Origin of the sequence: Actinomadura decatromicini, assembly GCF_008121305.1 — a bacterium.
GTDB lineage: Bacteria > Actinomycetota > Actinomycetes > Streptosporangiales > Streptosporangiaceae > Spirillospora > Spirillospora syzygii.
Window position 1 is genome coordinate 143,280 of the sequence record NZ_VSRQ01000008.1, and the last position, 14,119, is coordinate 157,398.

Sequence of the window (14,119 nt, forward strand, 5' to 3'; positions counted from 1 at the left end):
ACCCGCGCGGAAACCCGTTGGCCGGGGCCGTTCCGGCCGGGGATCATGGGGCGCGTGAAGATCAGGCTCGCCGGCGGCGTGGTGGCGTCGGGCCGTGCCGCGTGGGCGGCGCGCCCGGCGGGTCCGGCGCGCCTGCCGGACGGCGCCGGCGCGCGTCCCGGCGAGCCCGTCGCGCTCGGCCCGGACGGCGCGGACGCCGCCGACGTCCGGCACGCCGTCACCGAGCTGACCAGGCTCGTCGCGGACGGCGGAGCGGTGGCGGCGGGCGCGGGCGTCGACCTCGGGGCGGGCTTCCGGTCCGCGCGGCTGGACGGGGCGCGCGGCGACCAGCGCGACGCCGTCCTCGCCGCCCTCCGCGCCGTCGGCCCGGACGGGGCGGAGCGGCTCGGCGCGCGGAGCGCGTTCCTGGTGGCGCTGTTCGGGCCCGCCGTCACGAAGCCGGTCGGCGCCGCCGCCGGGCGCGCCGCCGCCGAGGGACGCTGGGCGGCGCTGCACCTCGCCGCGGCGGCGAGCGACGTGCTCGGCCCCGAGCAGCTCGAACGCGTCCTCGCGCTGGACGCGGGGAACGCCGCCGTCATCGCGGGCGGGCCGCCGTCCGCGCTCGCCCGGCACCTGCGGCGGGTGCTGGAGCCGCTGCCCCGGCGCCGCCGCCTCGACCTGGTCGTCGACCTGTGGGGCCGGGTGCTTGAGCACCACGAGGCGGTCGCGCGGCGGCAGCGGCGGCTCGCGACGCAGAGCGGCCGCGACCGCGTCGACGCGCTGCGCCTGCGCCGCCGCCACGACGACGACCAGGACGTCCTGTGGCGGGTGCGGATGTCCCTCGGGGGGAGGGAGCCGTCTCTCGCGGACGCCGCCCGCTGGGTGCCCGACGCGCCGTACCTCAGCGTCCTGCTCGACCGCCTCCTCGAAGACGCGCTCGGCGTCACGGCGCTGCTCCGGACCGCCGTCGCGGTCGCCGACCACGGGCTGCACGACGGCCTGGCCCGCTCCGCCGACCTGCTGGCCGTCGCCGCCTCGCTGGTGACCGACGAGGCCGCCGGGTACGCGGGGCGCCGCGTGCCGGGCCTGACGGGGCTGCCGTCGCGTCCCGCCCCCTACGTGCGCGACCTCCACCGCAGGATCTCCGGCGGGGTGCCGCGTGACGCCAAGCTCGCCGGGTACGTCCGGACCCGGCTGGCCTGCGCCCGCGACCTCGCGCTGCTGATCGTGGCCGACGCCGCCGTGGCGACGCGCCTCGCCCGCGACCTTCGCGCCAGTACGCCGCGCCGGTGGGCGGCGTGCGGCCTGCGGAGATGGCGCGCCGCCGCCGGGTACGGGCGCTCCCCGGCCGACTGGGCGGGCATCCCGGAGTGGACGAACGCCCTCCAGCCGGACACCGCGCCCCTCTACGAGCGGCTCGCGACGGAACCGGACGCCGCCGCCACGGAGACGGTCGGCGACCTGCTCTGGTACGCCGACCTGGTGGACGCGCTCGCGCTGGTCCACGGGCACGAGCGGGCGGCGCCCACGCCCGGCACCGGCGAGCCGTGGTTCGAGCACGACCCGGAGCCGCCGCCCGCCGAGCCGCTCGCGCCCCGGCTCGACTCGGTCACGCTCGCCGCGTCCGGGGCGGCGCAGCTCGTCGCGCTCGGCGGCGTCCCGCCCCGGAACGCGCGGACGTGGCCGGACCTCACCGCCGCGCTGCTGTCGGGCACCGCGATCGCCGAGGCGCTGACCGGCGAGTTCGCCGTCCCGGCGGCGCTGCTGGAGCGGGACGGGGCGGCCGTCCCCGGCGCCGGGGTCCGCGTCAAGATCGCCCGCACCGCCCGCGACCTGTCCGAATGGGCGGACCACATGGGCAACTGCATCGCCTCGCCCGGCTACCTCGACGACGCGCGGAAGGGGCGCACCGGGCTCGTCGGGCTGTACGACGCGCGCGGCGCGCTGGTCGCGAACGCCGAGCTGTGCCCGCTGCGCCCCGGGTCGCGGGGCTGGCGGGTCGGCGAGATCGCGGCGCGGTTCAACGACGAGCCGGACGCGGAGCTGGAGCGCCGCTTCCGCGCCTGGGTCGCGACGGTCCCCGGACCCGGCGCGGCCCCGGACGTCCCGGCCGAGGCCGCGGCCGAGGTCGAGGTCGAGCCGCCGCCGGTCCGTCCGGCGCGGCGGCGCGGCGCGCCCCGGCTGGTCGAGGAGGTCGGCCCGGCGCTCGGGCCGCTCGCCCGGGACGCGTGGCCGGGCCCCGGCGCCCTCGCCGTGTTCGCCGCCGTCGCCGCGACCCCGCCGGACGCGGCGCTCGTCCGGCTGCGCAGGCTCGGCGCGGCGCAGCTCGCGGGCGCGGTCCGGCGGGCGCTGGACACCGGCGCGGCCGACCTCGCCGCGCTGTGGACGGCGACCGGCCGCCGCCCGCTCGCCGAGGCGCTCGACGCCCTCGACCCGGCGCTGCGCGAGCGCTTCGACCGGCTCCCGCTCCTCCTGGCCGAGCCGCCGCTGCCGAAGACGCTGCGCCGCCTCGTCACGCTGCCCGGCGTCGCCGACGCCTACGCGCTCGACCTCGCCGGGCGCCGGATGCGGCGGGCGGTCGGGCGGCTCGCCGTCCAGGACGACCCGGTCCTCGCCCGCGCCGTCGCGCGGCACGCCGCCGCACCGCTGCTCTGCGCGCTCACCGTGGCGGTGACCTGCGCCGCGCCGGAGGCGGAGCTGGCGGTGGTGGCCGCGCCGCGCGCCGCGACCGTCCCCGGGTTTCCGGCCACGACGCTCGCCGACGAGGACGGCGTGTGGCGGCGCGCCCTGCCCGCAGCCCGCGAACTGGGCGCGGACACCGGCCGCTTCTGGGACGGGATCGAAGCGCACGGGCTGCGCGTCCCGGCGTCGTGGCTCGGGGCGGGCGGCTGGCCCGCGCTCTGGGCCCGCGCCCACGGCCGCCGCTAGGGGCGGCGGAAGAGGGTGATGGAGTGGCCGACGTCCCCGATCCGCTCGCTGGTGGCGACCAGCGGGACGAGCCGCGGGTCGTCCTTGGCGAGCCAACTGTCCGACACGACCAGCAGCCCGTGCACCCGGCCGGGCGGCACGGTCAGCGGGTCGGAGGCGTGGATCCCGTACCAGGACGGGACGCCGCTGCCCTTGTAGACGAGCCACACCCGTTCGCCGGAACGGTCGTCGCGGAGCCGGTCGGAGAGCCGTTTCAAATCCTGTCCCCAGTCGACATTGGAGTCGTGCAGGCGCAGATGCGTCTTGGACGGCCCGCCGAACGCCTCATTCGAATACGGCAGGTAATACGGATAGGTCCGCACTGAACTGACGGCGACGAACAGCAGCAGCGCCCCCGTGACAGCCGGGACCCACCGGCGGCGGAGCAATGCAGTCCCACCCGCCGCGACGGCGAGGAACATCGGAACGAACACCACGTACCGGACGCCGAGATCGCGCGCCCCCGTCATCGCCACGGCCATCAGCACCGCCGCCGGGAGTACGACGTAGGGCGCCGCCGGACGGAGCTTCGGCACGGCCCACAACGCGGCGAGTCCCGCCGCCCAGAGCGCGAGCATTCCGAGCGGAGTCTTCACGAGGAGAGCCGCCGGAAGGTAGTACCAGCGCGAGCCCTGGTAGGCGTGGCCGAAGAGGAAACTCGTCCAGCGCATGTCCTCGAAGCCGAATTGGATGCGCATTCCGTCCCGGAACGGCGCGGGGAACGGCAGGCAGTCGGCGACGAGGCCGCGCCAGCCGCCGATGTCCGGCACGGTGGGAGGCGTCGTCCAGCGCAGCCTCGGATCGACGGCCAGGTAACTCGCCCACACCACAGCCACCGCGATGCCCGCGACCGCTGCCCCGGCGGCGACGCGGCGCCGCACGCTCGACGACCACGTCGAGTACACCGCCAGCCCCATCAGTACGGGAATCGCCGGGAGCGCGCTCATCTTGGTCGCCACCGCCGCGCCGAGCGCCGCCCCGGCGAGCGGCACATAGAGTCCCGGACGCCGATCCCGCGCCCGCCACAGCAGCCACACCGCCGTCAGCAGGAACCCGGCCATGGGCACGTCGAGCGTCGCCAGTGACCCATGCGCGATGACGTCGGGGGAGAAGGCGTAGAGGACCAGCGCGACGAGCCCGCCGCGCGCCCCGCTGAGGTCGCGGGCGAAAAGGAAGACGACCAGCCCGAAACACGACGTCAGAACGATGACCGGCAGCCGGGCCGCCGGCATGACCCGCTGCGCGTCATTGCCCGACTCGTAAAGCAGATGCCGCCCGACGTTCTGCTCCGAACCCGTGAACGAGGAATCGAGCCGCACACCGCCCGCCACGGCCCCGGCGCCGATAAGCAATTTTCCCAGCGGCGGATGCTCCGCGTTGTATCGAAGGTCGTGCTCTTTGAGATAGACGACGCCCGTCGCGACATAGACCGGCTCGTCTATGGTCGGTGACTGCGCCACGGCCGTGGAGACCATCGCCGCCGCCATCCCGGCGAGCAGCGCCGCCACGGCGAGGACGACGGGCCATCGCCGCGAGGTCACGTCACCGCCTCTCCCGCTCGGCCGGAGGCCGGTCAGCCGCCGAACGCCGTGAGGAACCGGTCGCGGAAGGCGCTCATCGGCCAGACGGGGCTGTTCCGCGCGGGCCGCAGACCGTCCTGCCAGCCCCAGCCGGACACCTTGTCGAGCACCGCCTTGTCCTTCGCGACGATCGTGATCGGCACGTCCCTGCTCGCACCGGCCCCCGTGATGAGCGGCGCGGGCTGGTGGTCGCCGAGGAAGACGAGCACGGTGTCGTCGTCCCCGTAGGTCTCCACGTAGGAGACGAGCGTGTTCAGCGTGTACTCGATCGACTTGCGATACTCGTCGCGCATCCGTCCGCCGGACGGCCACGGCGCGTCGTACCCCTTGCCCATGTCCTTGAACACGGTGCCGTCGCCGACCGCGTCCCACGGGACGAGCCGGGGAATGGACGCCCACGGCGCGTGGCTCGACACGAGCGCCGTCTCCGCCATCACGGGCCCGTGGTCCTTCCGGGCGAGCTCGGTGCGCTGGAAGAACGACAGCGTGTACTGGTCGGGCATCGTGGCGAAGCTGAACCGCGACCCCTTGTACCCGAGGTTGCGGTAGTCGTAGACCTTGTCGTAGCCGTAGAACGAGCCCTCCGGCCAGGCGCGGGTGATGGCGGGCATGAGCGCGACCGTCCGCGCGGACGCGCGGTGGAACGCCTGGTTGAGCGTCAGCCGGTCGCTGTTGACGAGCGTCCGGTACCGCTGCTGGTTGTCGACCCACAGCCCGGACAGCAGGGTGGAGTGCGCGAGCCAGCTCCCGCCGCCCGCCGTCGGGGACGTGAGCCAGCCGCTGCGCGCGGAGAACCCGGCGGCGCGCAGCCGCCGCGTGCCGTCGTCCAGGACGGGGTCGACGCCCGGCGCGTACTGCGGGCTCTCCACGGCGGAGCGGCCGTAGCTCTCCACGAACGCCAGCAGGACGTTCTTGTCGCGAAGGCCGGTCAGCAGCTTGTCGTTCGGCGTATTGCGGAAGGCGTCGACGGCCGACGCCTTGGCGAACTCCTTCTTGTCGTTGAGGCTCGTCCGCACCGCCCGGGCGTGGTCGTAGGCGAGGACGGCGGCGCTCCCGGACGCGACCGGCACGCCGTCCACGAACCGGACGCCGAACGCCGCGCACACCGCCCACGTGACGCCGAGCACCGCCGCGACGCCCGCCGCCTTCCGGTCGTGCCGGACGGCCACGCGGCTGAGCCGCACCGCCGCCAGCGCCATGAGCACCACGACCCCGGCCGTCAGCAGCACGACGACGATCACCGCGCCGATCGCCCCGGCGGGCCCCGCCGACCCGCTGACGAACTCCACGGCCGGACGCAGCAGCGGCCAGTCGAGCACCAGGTCGAACGGCCGGACGAGCACCGCGTCGAACCCGATGTCCATCACCTTGAGGACGGTCAACACCCCGAGGACGGCCCCCGCCGTCCCCGCCGCGAGCCGCCTCCACCGCGCCGGGACGACGAGGACGAGGGCGACGCCCACGACCCCCTCGATCGGGACGCGCACGAACGCCAGCGGTGTCAGCCGGGCGAACTCGTCCGGCATGACGAGGGCGGCCAGCACGAACAGGAAGGCGGACACGGTGACGGCCCGCGCCGCCACCCGGCGCCATCTCGGCCGCGTCGTCGGCGCCGCGTCGGCCGCGGCCTCGGTCTCCTTCTCCCGCTCCAGGCGGCTATCGGTGGTCAGCGCGTCCTCCCAGGCTCGGTCCGTCGGCCGCTGTCGCGACAACCAACAGCACGGACCTTTCAGGGGTCCCGGTTCAACGCTCCCACCATTCCGCGCGGCGGGCGGCGTCAGCTCGGTGCGGGACGGCGCGGCAGGATCAGCGGACGTCCCGTCCGCGGATGCGGGACGACCTCGATGTCATGCCGGTACACCTCGCTGAGCAGCCCCGCCGTGAGGACGTCGGCGGGCGGGCCGCAGGCGGCGAGCCGCCCGTCCGCGAGCACCGCGACGCGGTCGGCGTGCGCGGCGGCGAGCCCGAGGTCGTGCACGACCGCGACGACGGCGGCCCCGGACGCCGCCCGCTCCCGGACGACCTCGAACACCATCTCCTGGTGGTGCAGGTCGAGCGCGGCGGTCGGCTCGTCCAGCAGGAGGGCGCCCGTCCGCTGCGCGAGGACGCGCGCCAGCGCGACCCGCGCCTGCTCCCCGCCGGACAGCCGGGGATAGGGGCGCCCCGCGAACCCGGCGACGTCGGTCCGCCGCATCGCCTCGTCGATCGCGGCCTCGTCGTCGTCCTCCAGCGGCGTCCCTGCCCAGGGCGCGCGTCCCATCGCGACGACCTGCGTGACGGTGAACGGGAACGACACCGCCTGCCGCTGGAGCAGGATCGCGCGCCGCATCGCGAGCTCGGCGTGGCTCCAGGAGGCGAGCGGCGCGCCGTCGACCGCGACGTCCCCGGTGGACGCGACGTCCCCGCCGACCGCCGCGAGCAGCGTCGACTTGCCCGCGCCGTTCGGGCCGACGAGCGCCAGCACCTCCCCGGTCCGGACGGTCAGGTCGACGCCGTCGAGGACCGTCCGGGCGCCCCGCTCGACGCGCAGCCCGCGCACCTCGATCGCCGCCGCCCCCGCCGGGACGGGACGCGGCGCCCGCGCCCGCCGGCCCGGCGCGCCGATCATGCCCAGCCGCCCGAGCCGTGCCGCGCGCGGCGCAGCAGCCAGAAGAAGAACGGCCCGCCGAGCAGCGCGGTCAGGACGCCGAGCGGGAGCTCCTGGTAGGCGATCGCCGTCCGCGCGACGAGGTCGGCCGCGACCAGCACGATCGCGCCGCCGAGCGCGCTCGCCGGGACGAGCGTCCGGTGCGCGGGCCCCGCGACCATCCGCACCAGGTGCGGGACGACCAGCCCGACGAACGAGATGACCCCGGCGAACGCGACCGCCGACGACGTCAGCAGCGCGATCACCACGATCGCGGTGAACCGCAGCCGCTCCACGTGCACGCCGAGGTGCCGGGCGGTGCGCTCGCCGAGCGAGAGCAGGTCGAGCCGCCGCGCGCAGCCGAGCGCGACCGCGATCCCGGCGGCGGCGAGCGGCGCGACGGTCGCGACCGAGCTCCAGCGCGCGCCCGCGAGGCTGCCGAGGTTCCAGGACGTGATCGCCCGCAGCGCGTCGTTCCCGGCCGCGAACATCAGCAGCCCGAGCAGCGCGCTCGCGACCGCGTTCACCGCGATGCCGGTGAGCAGCAGCGTCACGACCTCGGTCCGTCCCGCGGACCGCGACACCGCGTACACCAGCAGCGTCGTGACGAGCCCGGTCGCGAACGCGGCGGCGACGATCGTCCAGTCGCCGAGCACGGTCAGCCCGAACACGATGACGGTCGCGGCGCCGACCGCCGCGCCCCACGACACGCCGATGACGGCGGGCTCGGCCAGCGGGTTCCCGAACACGCCCTGCATGACGGCGCCCGAGCAGCCGAGCGCCGCGCCGGTGACGACGGCCAGCGCGACGCGCGGGAACCGGACGATCCACAAGGCGCTGTCGCCCTGCGCGGCGGCCGGGCGCGGCCCGACGTCGATCCCGATCCGGTGCAGGACCGACCCGACGACCTGGTCCGGCGGCACGTTCACCTGCCCGAGCCCGGCGGCGACGACGCACAGCACCACGAGCACGACGCCGAGCGCCGCCAGCAGGACGGGCCCGCGCACCCGCCGCGCGGGCTTCTCCTTCCTCAGCATGTCCGGTGCACCGCGGCGGCGAGCGCCGTGACCGTCTCGCCGGTGCGCGGGCCGAACGAGAGCAGGGAGCCGTCGTCGACGTCCACGACCCGGCGGTTGCGCCCGGCCGGGGTCTGCGCGACGCCGGGCAGCTTGAGCAGGCCGGACACGCCGCCGACCGACTCCAGCCCCGCCGTCAGCACGAGCAGCACGTCCGGCGCCGCGTTGATGAGGCCCTCGCTGGTCAGCGGCCGGAAGCCGGACAGGCCGAGCTTCGTGCCCGCGTCCGCCGCCCCGGCCGCCTTGATCATCGCGTCCGACCCGGCCCCCTTCCCGCCGATCAGGTACACGCCCGCGCTGCCCCGCAGGTAGAGGAACGCGACGGTGAGCCGCGAGCCGGACGCCTTCGCGGCGCCCTTGAGCCGGTCGTCGACCTTGGCCGCCAGGTCGCGGCCCGCGTCCGGGACGCCGAGCGCCGCCGCCACCGCGCGGATGCGCGGGCCGATCGCGGGCAGCGTCTGCCGGTCGTCGACCAGCACCACCGGCACGCCGGACCGCCGGAGCTGGTCGAGCACCTCCGGCGGCCCGATGCTCTTGTCGGCGATCACGACGGACGGGTCCAGTTTCAGCACGCCCTCCGCCGACAGGTCGTGGCCCTGCCCGGTGACGAGCGGCAGCGCGCGGGCGGCGGGGAAGGTCGTCGAGACGTCGCGTCCGACGAGCCGGTCGCCGAGCCCGAGGGCGTACACGATCTCCGCGAGGGAGCCGTACAGGTTGACGGCGAGGACGCGCCGCGCGTCGCGGACCGTCACGTCCCTGCCGTCCGCGGACCGGACGGTGACCGGCAGCTCCGGCTTCGGCGGCTTCCCGATCGGAACCGGGTCGCCCTGCGGCGCGGCGACCGTCCCCGGGCCGCAGCGCGCGCCCGGATCGTCGCCGCCCGCGGAGACACCGGCCGTCCCGATGCCGCACCCGCCGAGCAGCAGCGCGCCGCCCAGCGCGAGCGCCACGCCCCTGAGCCCGGCCGACGCCCGCCTCACGCGGCGGTCCCGGCGGGCTTGCGGCGGCGTGCGACGAGCAGCGCGCCGCCGCCGACCACGGCCGCTCCGCCTACACCGGTCGCCGCCCACGCCCACACCGGGAACCCGTCGTCGCCGCCGTCGAAGGACACCGGCACCAGGACGTCCTGCGACCGGTCCGCGCTCCGCGTGTGGTCGGACCGGGAGACGACGGCGCAGCGCACCTTCGCGCAGTCGACCGAGTCGGACAGCGCGGCCCCGATGCGGACCGTCACTTCGAACGTTCCACCCGTCCCGTACGGGACGGCCAGTCCCTTCCCGTACGGCGGCGGGTTGGACGACACCCACTGCGACGCCCCGGCCTTCCCGGACGTGTCCGCGCCGCCGCCGCACGGAGTGGGCGTCTGGCCCGGCCCGTTGTCCTTGCACAGCGCGATGTAGACGCCCTTGCGCGCGTCGAAGCCCGAGCCCTTGACGCTGACGGTTGCGCCTCCGGCGGGCAGGCCCTCCGTCCGCGAGACGGTCAACGTCTGCCCGGACTGCCCGCGCGCCGTTCCCGCGTCCGCGTGCGCGGGGGAGGCGGCGAGCGCGAGGCAGGCGGCGGCCGCCGGGACGGCGAGCGCCGCGAGGGAGCGCGCCCTGACGGGGTGCGCGGAGGGACGGGGTGCGGGCGTCGGGCTGTGCATCGGGCGGTCAGTCCTTCGAAGGCGATCCGTGGCCCACCTGGGCCTTTACCGAGATTCGCGCTTACATTAGCTTAGGCTTGCCTAACTTTTAAGAGGTGAGCCTTGCCTAACTTCACAAACCCCCGGCGGTGCGCCGCCGTCGCCGCGACGGCCGCCGGCCTGCTCGTCCTCGCGCAGGCGCCCGCGTTCGCGGCGTCGGTGCGGGTGTCCCCTTCGTCCGGCCTCGACCCGGCCGGGCAGACGGTCGCGGTCCGCGGCTCCGGGTTCGACCCGGCGCGCAACAACCGGTTCGGCGTCTACGTCGTTTTCGGCCCACGCGGCTCGGACTGGGCGACCAACTCCAACGCCTACCTCTCCGCCACCTGGGTGCATCCTGGCGGGTCGGGCGGCGGGCAGGCGCCGATGAGCGCGTCCGGCGGCTTCTCGGTGAGCCTCACGGTGAAGGCGAAGTACACCGACGGCGACGGCCGGAAGGTCGACTGCCTCAAGACGCCCTGCTACGTCATCACGATGGCGGCGCACGGCGCCCCCGACCGCAGCCAGGACACCTTCACGCCCATCACCTTCAAGGGCTCGGGCTCCGGTTCCGGGTCGGGGAACGGATCGGACGCCGAGCCCGGAGCGACCGCAGGCGGGACGCCGTCGAGCGGCGGAGGGGCGCGGAGCGGCGCGCCGACGGCGGACGGCGCGTCGGCGACGCCCGGCGCGACGTCCGGCGGGGCCGCGCCCCCGGACGGGACGCCGCTCGCGGACGCCTCGCCCGCGGGCGCGTTCGAGCGGACGGTCTCCGGCGGGCAGGCGTCCTCCCCGTGGCCGTTCTGGGCGACGACGGCGGCCGCCGCCGGCGCGGCGCTGATCGTCCGCGCCGCGCTCCGCCGCAGGTCGGGGCGCGTCGCCGCACGCCGCCGAGACGTCGCTCACACCCCTTGATCCCGGCCCGGACTCCGGTACAGTCCTCGCATTAGGTAAGGCTTACCTAAGTTCTTGCCTTCGCATCCCCCATCCCCCCGCGAGAGGAAGCGCATGAGACAGGCGACCAGACGCATCACCCGGAGCGGCGCCGTGCTCGCCGCCGCCGGGCTGATCACGATCGGGCTCGGCGCGGCGCCCGCGCTCGCCGCGGGCCCGGCCACCACCGCGACTCCGACGTCCGGGGCCGACCCCGCCGGGCAGGACTTCACCGTCCGGGGCACGGGCTTCGACCCGGCCGCCAACGGCGGCGTCGGCGTGTACGTCGTGTTCGGGCCGAAGGCCCCCGACTACGCGACCAACGCGGGCGCGTTCCAGGTGTCGAAGTGGGTGCACCGGAACGGCAACCCGGCGTCCGGGCAGGGCAGGCTCAACGCCGACGGCAGCTTCGACGTCACGCTCAGCGGCGTGAAGGCCAAGTACACCGACGGCGGCGGCAAGGACGTCGACTGCCTGAAGACGCAGTGCTACGTCATCACCATGGCCGCGCACGGCGCCGCCGACCGGAGCCAGGACACCTTCACCCCGGTCACCTTCACTGGCGGCGAGAACCCGACCGAGCCCGGCACGGACCCCGGCACCGATCCGGTTGGAACGGGCCAACAGACGCTCAACGCGACCGTGACCAACGGCGCGCTCACCCTCGCGCTCGACGGCGACACCGCGCAACTGGGCGCGGTCGCGCCGGGGCAGCACGCGACGGGCGCGCTGCGCACCGCCACGGTCACCGACGCGCGCGGCACCCAGGCGGGCTGGAGCCTGGTCGGCGAGGTGACCGACTTCAGCCACGCCCAGGGTGGAACGATCCCGAAGGCCAACCTGGCCTGGACGCCGACCGCGCGGACGGTCGACGACGGGTCGCGGGGCGGCGTCACGGCGGGCCCGGCGGGCGCGTTCGGCGCGGCCCGGACGCTGGCGTCGTCCGCGGCGGGCGGCAGCGGCGGCGTGTTCCAGGCGGGCGCGGGGCTGGACCTGAGCGTCCCGGCCGGGACGTCGCCGGGCGACTACACCGCGACCCTCACCCTGACCCTCTCCTAGCGAACTCCTAGGAACAGACCCCCGAGAAGGGAAGGCGGGGTGGGAATGGTCGAAGCATCCCCACCCCGCCCCGGACAGAGAGTACGCGGAGCCCGACCCATGAACCCATCCCGCGCCGGGGCCCTCCTGGCGGCCGCCGTCCTCGCCGCTCCCGCCGTCCCGGCGCACGCGGCGCGGGCCGCCGCGCCCGCGCCGAGCGGCGGCGGCGGTTTCGCCTGGTCGGTCAAGCCGTCCGGCGCCGCCGGGCAGTCCCGGCGGGACTTCTTCGTCTACACGCTGTCCCCGGGGCAGCGGGTCCGCGACACGGTGACGATCACCAACCTGAGCGGACGCCCGCTGACCTTCCGCGTGTACGCGACGGACGCCTTCAACACGGCGGACGGCTCGTTCGCCCTCCTCACCGCCGACCGGCGCGCCGCCGACGTCGGCGCCTGGATCTCCGTCGCGGGCGCCCCCGCGCGGACGGTCAAGCCCGGCGAGTCCGTGGCCGTGCCGTTCACGCTGACCGTGCCGGACGGCGCGACGCCCGGCGACCACTCCGGCGGCGTGATCGCCGCCGTCACCGAGCAGACCACCGGTGCGCGGGGACAGCGGGTGAACGTCGACCGCCGCGTCGCCGCCCGCGTCTACGCGCGGGTGAACGGGGCGCTGTCGTCGGCGCTGCGGGTGGAGTCGCTGAAGGTCGCGGCCGCGAACCCGCCGCTCGGCAGCGGCGGCGCCGACGTCACCTACCGGCTGCGGAACGTCGGGAACGTCCGGCTCACGGCGTCCGCGCGGGTCGGCGTGACCGGGCCGTTCGGCGTCGGGCTCGGCGGCGGCGCGACCCGGAAGGTGCCGGAACTGCTGCCGGGCAACGCCTACACGTTCACCGACCGCGTCCGGGGCGTGCTCCCCGCCGGGCCGTTGACCGCCACGTTGAAGCTCACCCCGCACGACTCGATGGACGCGACGGCGAGCACGGCGCGTCCGATCGTCCGCACGGCGGGGTGGTGGGCCACGCCATGGGCGGCCGTCGCCGCCGTCGTGGCCCTCGCCGCCGCCCTGTTCCTGCTGCGCCGCCGGACGCGGTCATGAGCGCGCTGCTCGCCTCCGCCCTCGCCGGTCTCGCGCTCGCCGCGCCCGGACCGGCCGTCGAGGTCGACCGGACCGACGTCGCGGTGGGGCAGACCGTGACCGTCGATCTCGCCGCCTGGCCGTCCGGGAACGTCCTGATCGAGGTGTGCGGGAACGGCGCGGCGCGCGGCTCGGCCGACTGCGCCGTCGCCGCCGCGGCCACCACCTTCGTGAACGCGCGGGGGCGCGGCACCGCGATGGTCACCGTCGTCCAGCCGCCGATCGGCTGCCCGTGCGTGGTGTCGGCGCGTCCGGTCGCGGGCGGACGGGCCCGGACCGTCCCGCTGACGATCAAGGGTGTGCCGACGCTCACCGCCGCGCAGCGCCGCACCGCCGCGGCCGGTCCGTCCCGCGACCTGACCGTGTCCGGCGTGCGGGTGGACGGCGGGGGACCGTCCGCCGCCTGGTTCGGCGGCCCGGCCGAGCGGACCGTGACGTTCACCGTCCGCAACACCGGGAAGGCGCCGGTCACCGACCCGCCGCTCACCCTCGCCGCCGGGCGCGGCGCCGACCCGACCGGTGTCCTGGACGCCCCCGCGATCGGCACCCTCGCCCCCGGCCAGGAGCGCACGCTCAGCGTCAAGGTGAAGCTGCCGGGCCCGGCGTTCGGCCGGTACGCGGTGGTCGGCGAGCTGACCGGGATCGACAGCCCGGTCCGGTTCACGGCGCGCACGTCCGCCTACCCGTGGGCGCTGCCCGCGCTGCTCGCGCTCGCCATCCCCGCGACCGTTCTGCGGGAGGCGCGCGGGAGGGGGAAGCACCGGCAGGGGCTCCCGCCCACGACCCGGACGGCCGCCACCATGAACCAGATAGTCGCCGTCAACGTCGGGCAGTGGCGGCGCGTCCGCGGCCTGCCGAGGACGGCCCTCGCCGCCGCGCTCACCGACCTGACCGGCGTGGTCTGGACGGCCGAGCACGTCGAGCACGCCGAGACGGCGGCGTCGCCGCGTCGCTTCGACGCCGACGAGCTGCTCGCGTTCAGCCGCGCCCTCGACGTCCCGCTGCCGGCGTTGCTCCTCCCGCCCGCCGGGTACGAGATCGGGCGGCCGGAAACGCGGGAGAATTCTTCCGGCAGGGATGTCGAGAGCGCGGGCACGGCTCCGACCATCTGATGAGCGGCGCCGGG

11 protein-coding genes are annotated in these 14,119 nt (G+C 76.2%); 5 read left to right on the plus strand and 6 right to left on the minus strand.

What is annotated here, in order from left to right:
- The first annotated feature begins 54 nt into the window (after positions 1–54).
- Positions 55–2,907 carry a hypothetical protein gene (locus FXF68_RS42720; RefSeq protein ID WP_187438226.1) on the plus strand — a complete coding sequence of 951 codons (2,853 nt, stop codon included), beginning with the start codon at positions 55–57 and terminating at the stop codon, positions 2,905–2,907.
- Here the strand turns inward: FXF68_RS42720 and FXF68_RS43295 are convergent.
- From FXF68_RS43295 to FXF68_RS33520, 6 genes are all read right to left on the minus strand, one after another.
- Complete coding sequence (locus FXF68_RS43295) at positions 2,904–4,487, minus strand: ArnT family glycosyltransferase (protein ID WP_222870198.1); 1,584 nt, start codon at positions 4,485–4,487, stop codon at positions 2,904–2,906. The genes FXF68_RS42720 and FXF68_RS43295 overlap by 4 nt on opposite strands.
- 32 nt (positions 4,488–4,519) lie before the next feature.
- On the minus strand, positions 4,520–6,238 hold the full coding sequence (locus tag FXF68_RS43300) for a sulfatase-like hydrolase/transferase (RefSeq protein WP_222870199.1): 1,719 nt from the start codon (positions 6,236–6,238) through the stop codon (positions 4,520–4,522).
- Positions 6,239–6,303: 65 nt separating this feature from the next.
- A complete protein-coding gene (locus FXF68_RS33505) occupies positions 6,304–7,134 on the minus strand; it encodes a heme ABC transporter ATP-binding protein (protein ID WP_148766440.1) in 831 nt (276 codons plus the stop codon).
- Positions 7,131–8,189, minus strand: coding sequence for a FecCD family ABC transporter permease (locus FXF68_RS33510; RefSeq protein WP_148766442.1), 1,059 nt, complete (start codon positions 8,187–8,189; stop codon positions 7,131–7,133). The genes FXF68_RS33505 and FXF68_RS33510 overlap by 4 nt, the downstream gene beginning before the upstream one ends.
- Complete coding sequence (locus FXF68_RS33515; RefSeq protein WP_246179089.1) at positions 8,183–9,208, minus strand: heme/hemin ABC transporter substrate-binding protein; 1,026 nt, start codon at positions 9,206–9,208, stop codon at positions 8,183–8,185. The genes FXF68_RS33510 and FXF68_RS33515 overlap by 7 nt, the downstream gene beginning before the upstream one ends.
- Entirely contained in the window at positions 9,205–9,873 is a 669-nt protein-coding gene (locus tag FXF68_RS33520) for a hypothetical protein (RefSeq protein ID WP_187438227.1), read from the minus strand. Before FXF68_RS33520 ends, FXF68_RS33515 begins: the two co-directional genes overlap by 4 nt.
- A 102-nt stretch (positions 9,874–9,975) precedes the next feature.
- On the opposite strand from FXF68_RS33520, the gene FXF68_RS33525 reads away from it, so the two are divergent.
- The 4 genes from FXF68_RS33525 to FXF68_RS33540 all read left to right on the plus strand — a co-directional run bounded on the left by FXF68_RS33525 (position 9,976) and on the right by FXF68_RS33540 (position 14,105).
- The gene (locus FXF68_RS33525; RefSeq protein ID WP_148766444.1) at positions 9,976–10,803 is read left to right on the plus strand and encodes a hypothetical protein; all 828 of its coding nucleotides are present in this window, start codon (positions 9,976–9,978) and stop codon (positions 10,801–10,803) included.
- 93 nt (positions 10,804–10,896) lie between these two features.
- Positions 10,897–11,880 carry a WxL domain-containing protein gene (locus FXF68_RS33530; protein WP_148766446.1) on the plus strand — a complete coding sequence of 328 codons (984 nt, stop codon included), beginning with the start codon at positions 10,897–10,899 and terminating at the stop codon, positions 11,878–11,880.
- A 99-nt stretch (positions 11,881–11,979) separates the two neighbouring features.
- Entirely contained in the window at positions 11,980–12,954 is a 975-nt protein-coding gene (locus tag FXF68_RS33535; RefSeq protein WP_148766448.1) for a WxL protein peptidoglycan domain-containing protein, read from the plus strand.
- Positions 12,951–14,105 carry a hypothetical protein gene (locus FXF68_RS33540; RefSeq protein WP_148766450.1) on the plus strand — a complete coding sequence of 385 codons (1,155 nt, stop codon included), beginning with the start codon at positions 12,951–12,953 and terminating at the stop codon, positions 14,103–14,105. Before FXF68_RS33535 ends, FXF68_RS33540 begins: the two co-directional genes overlap by 4 nt.
- Positions 14,106–14,119 lie beyond the last annotated feature (14 nt).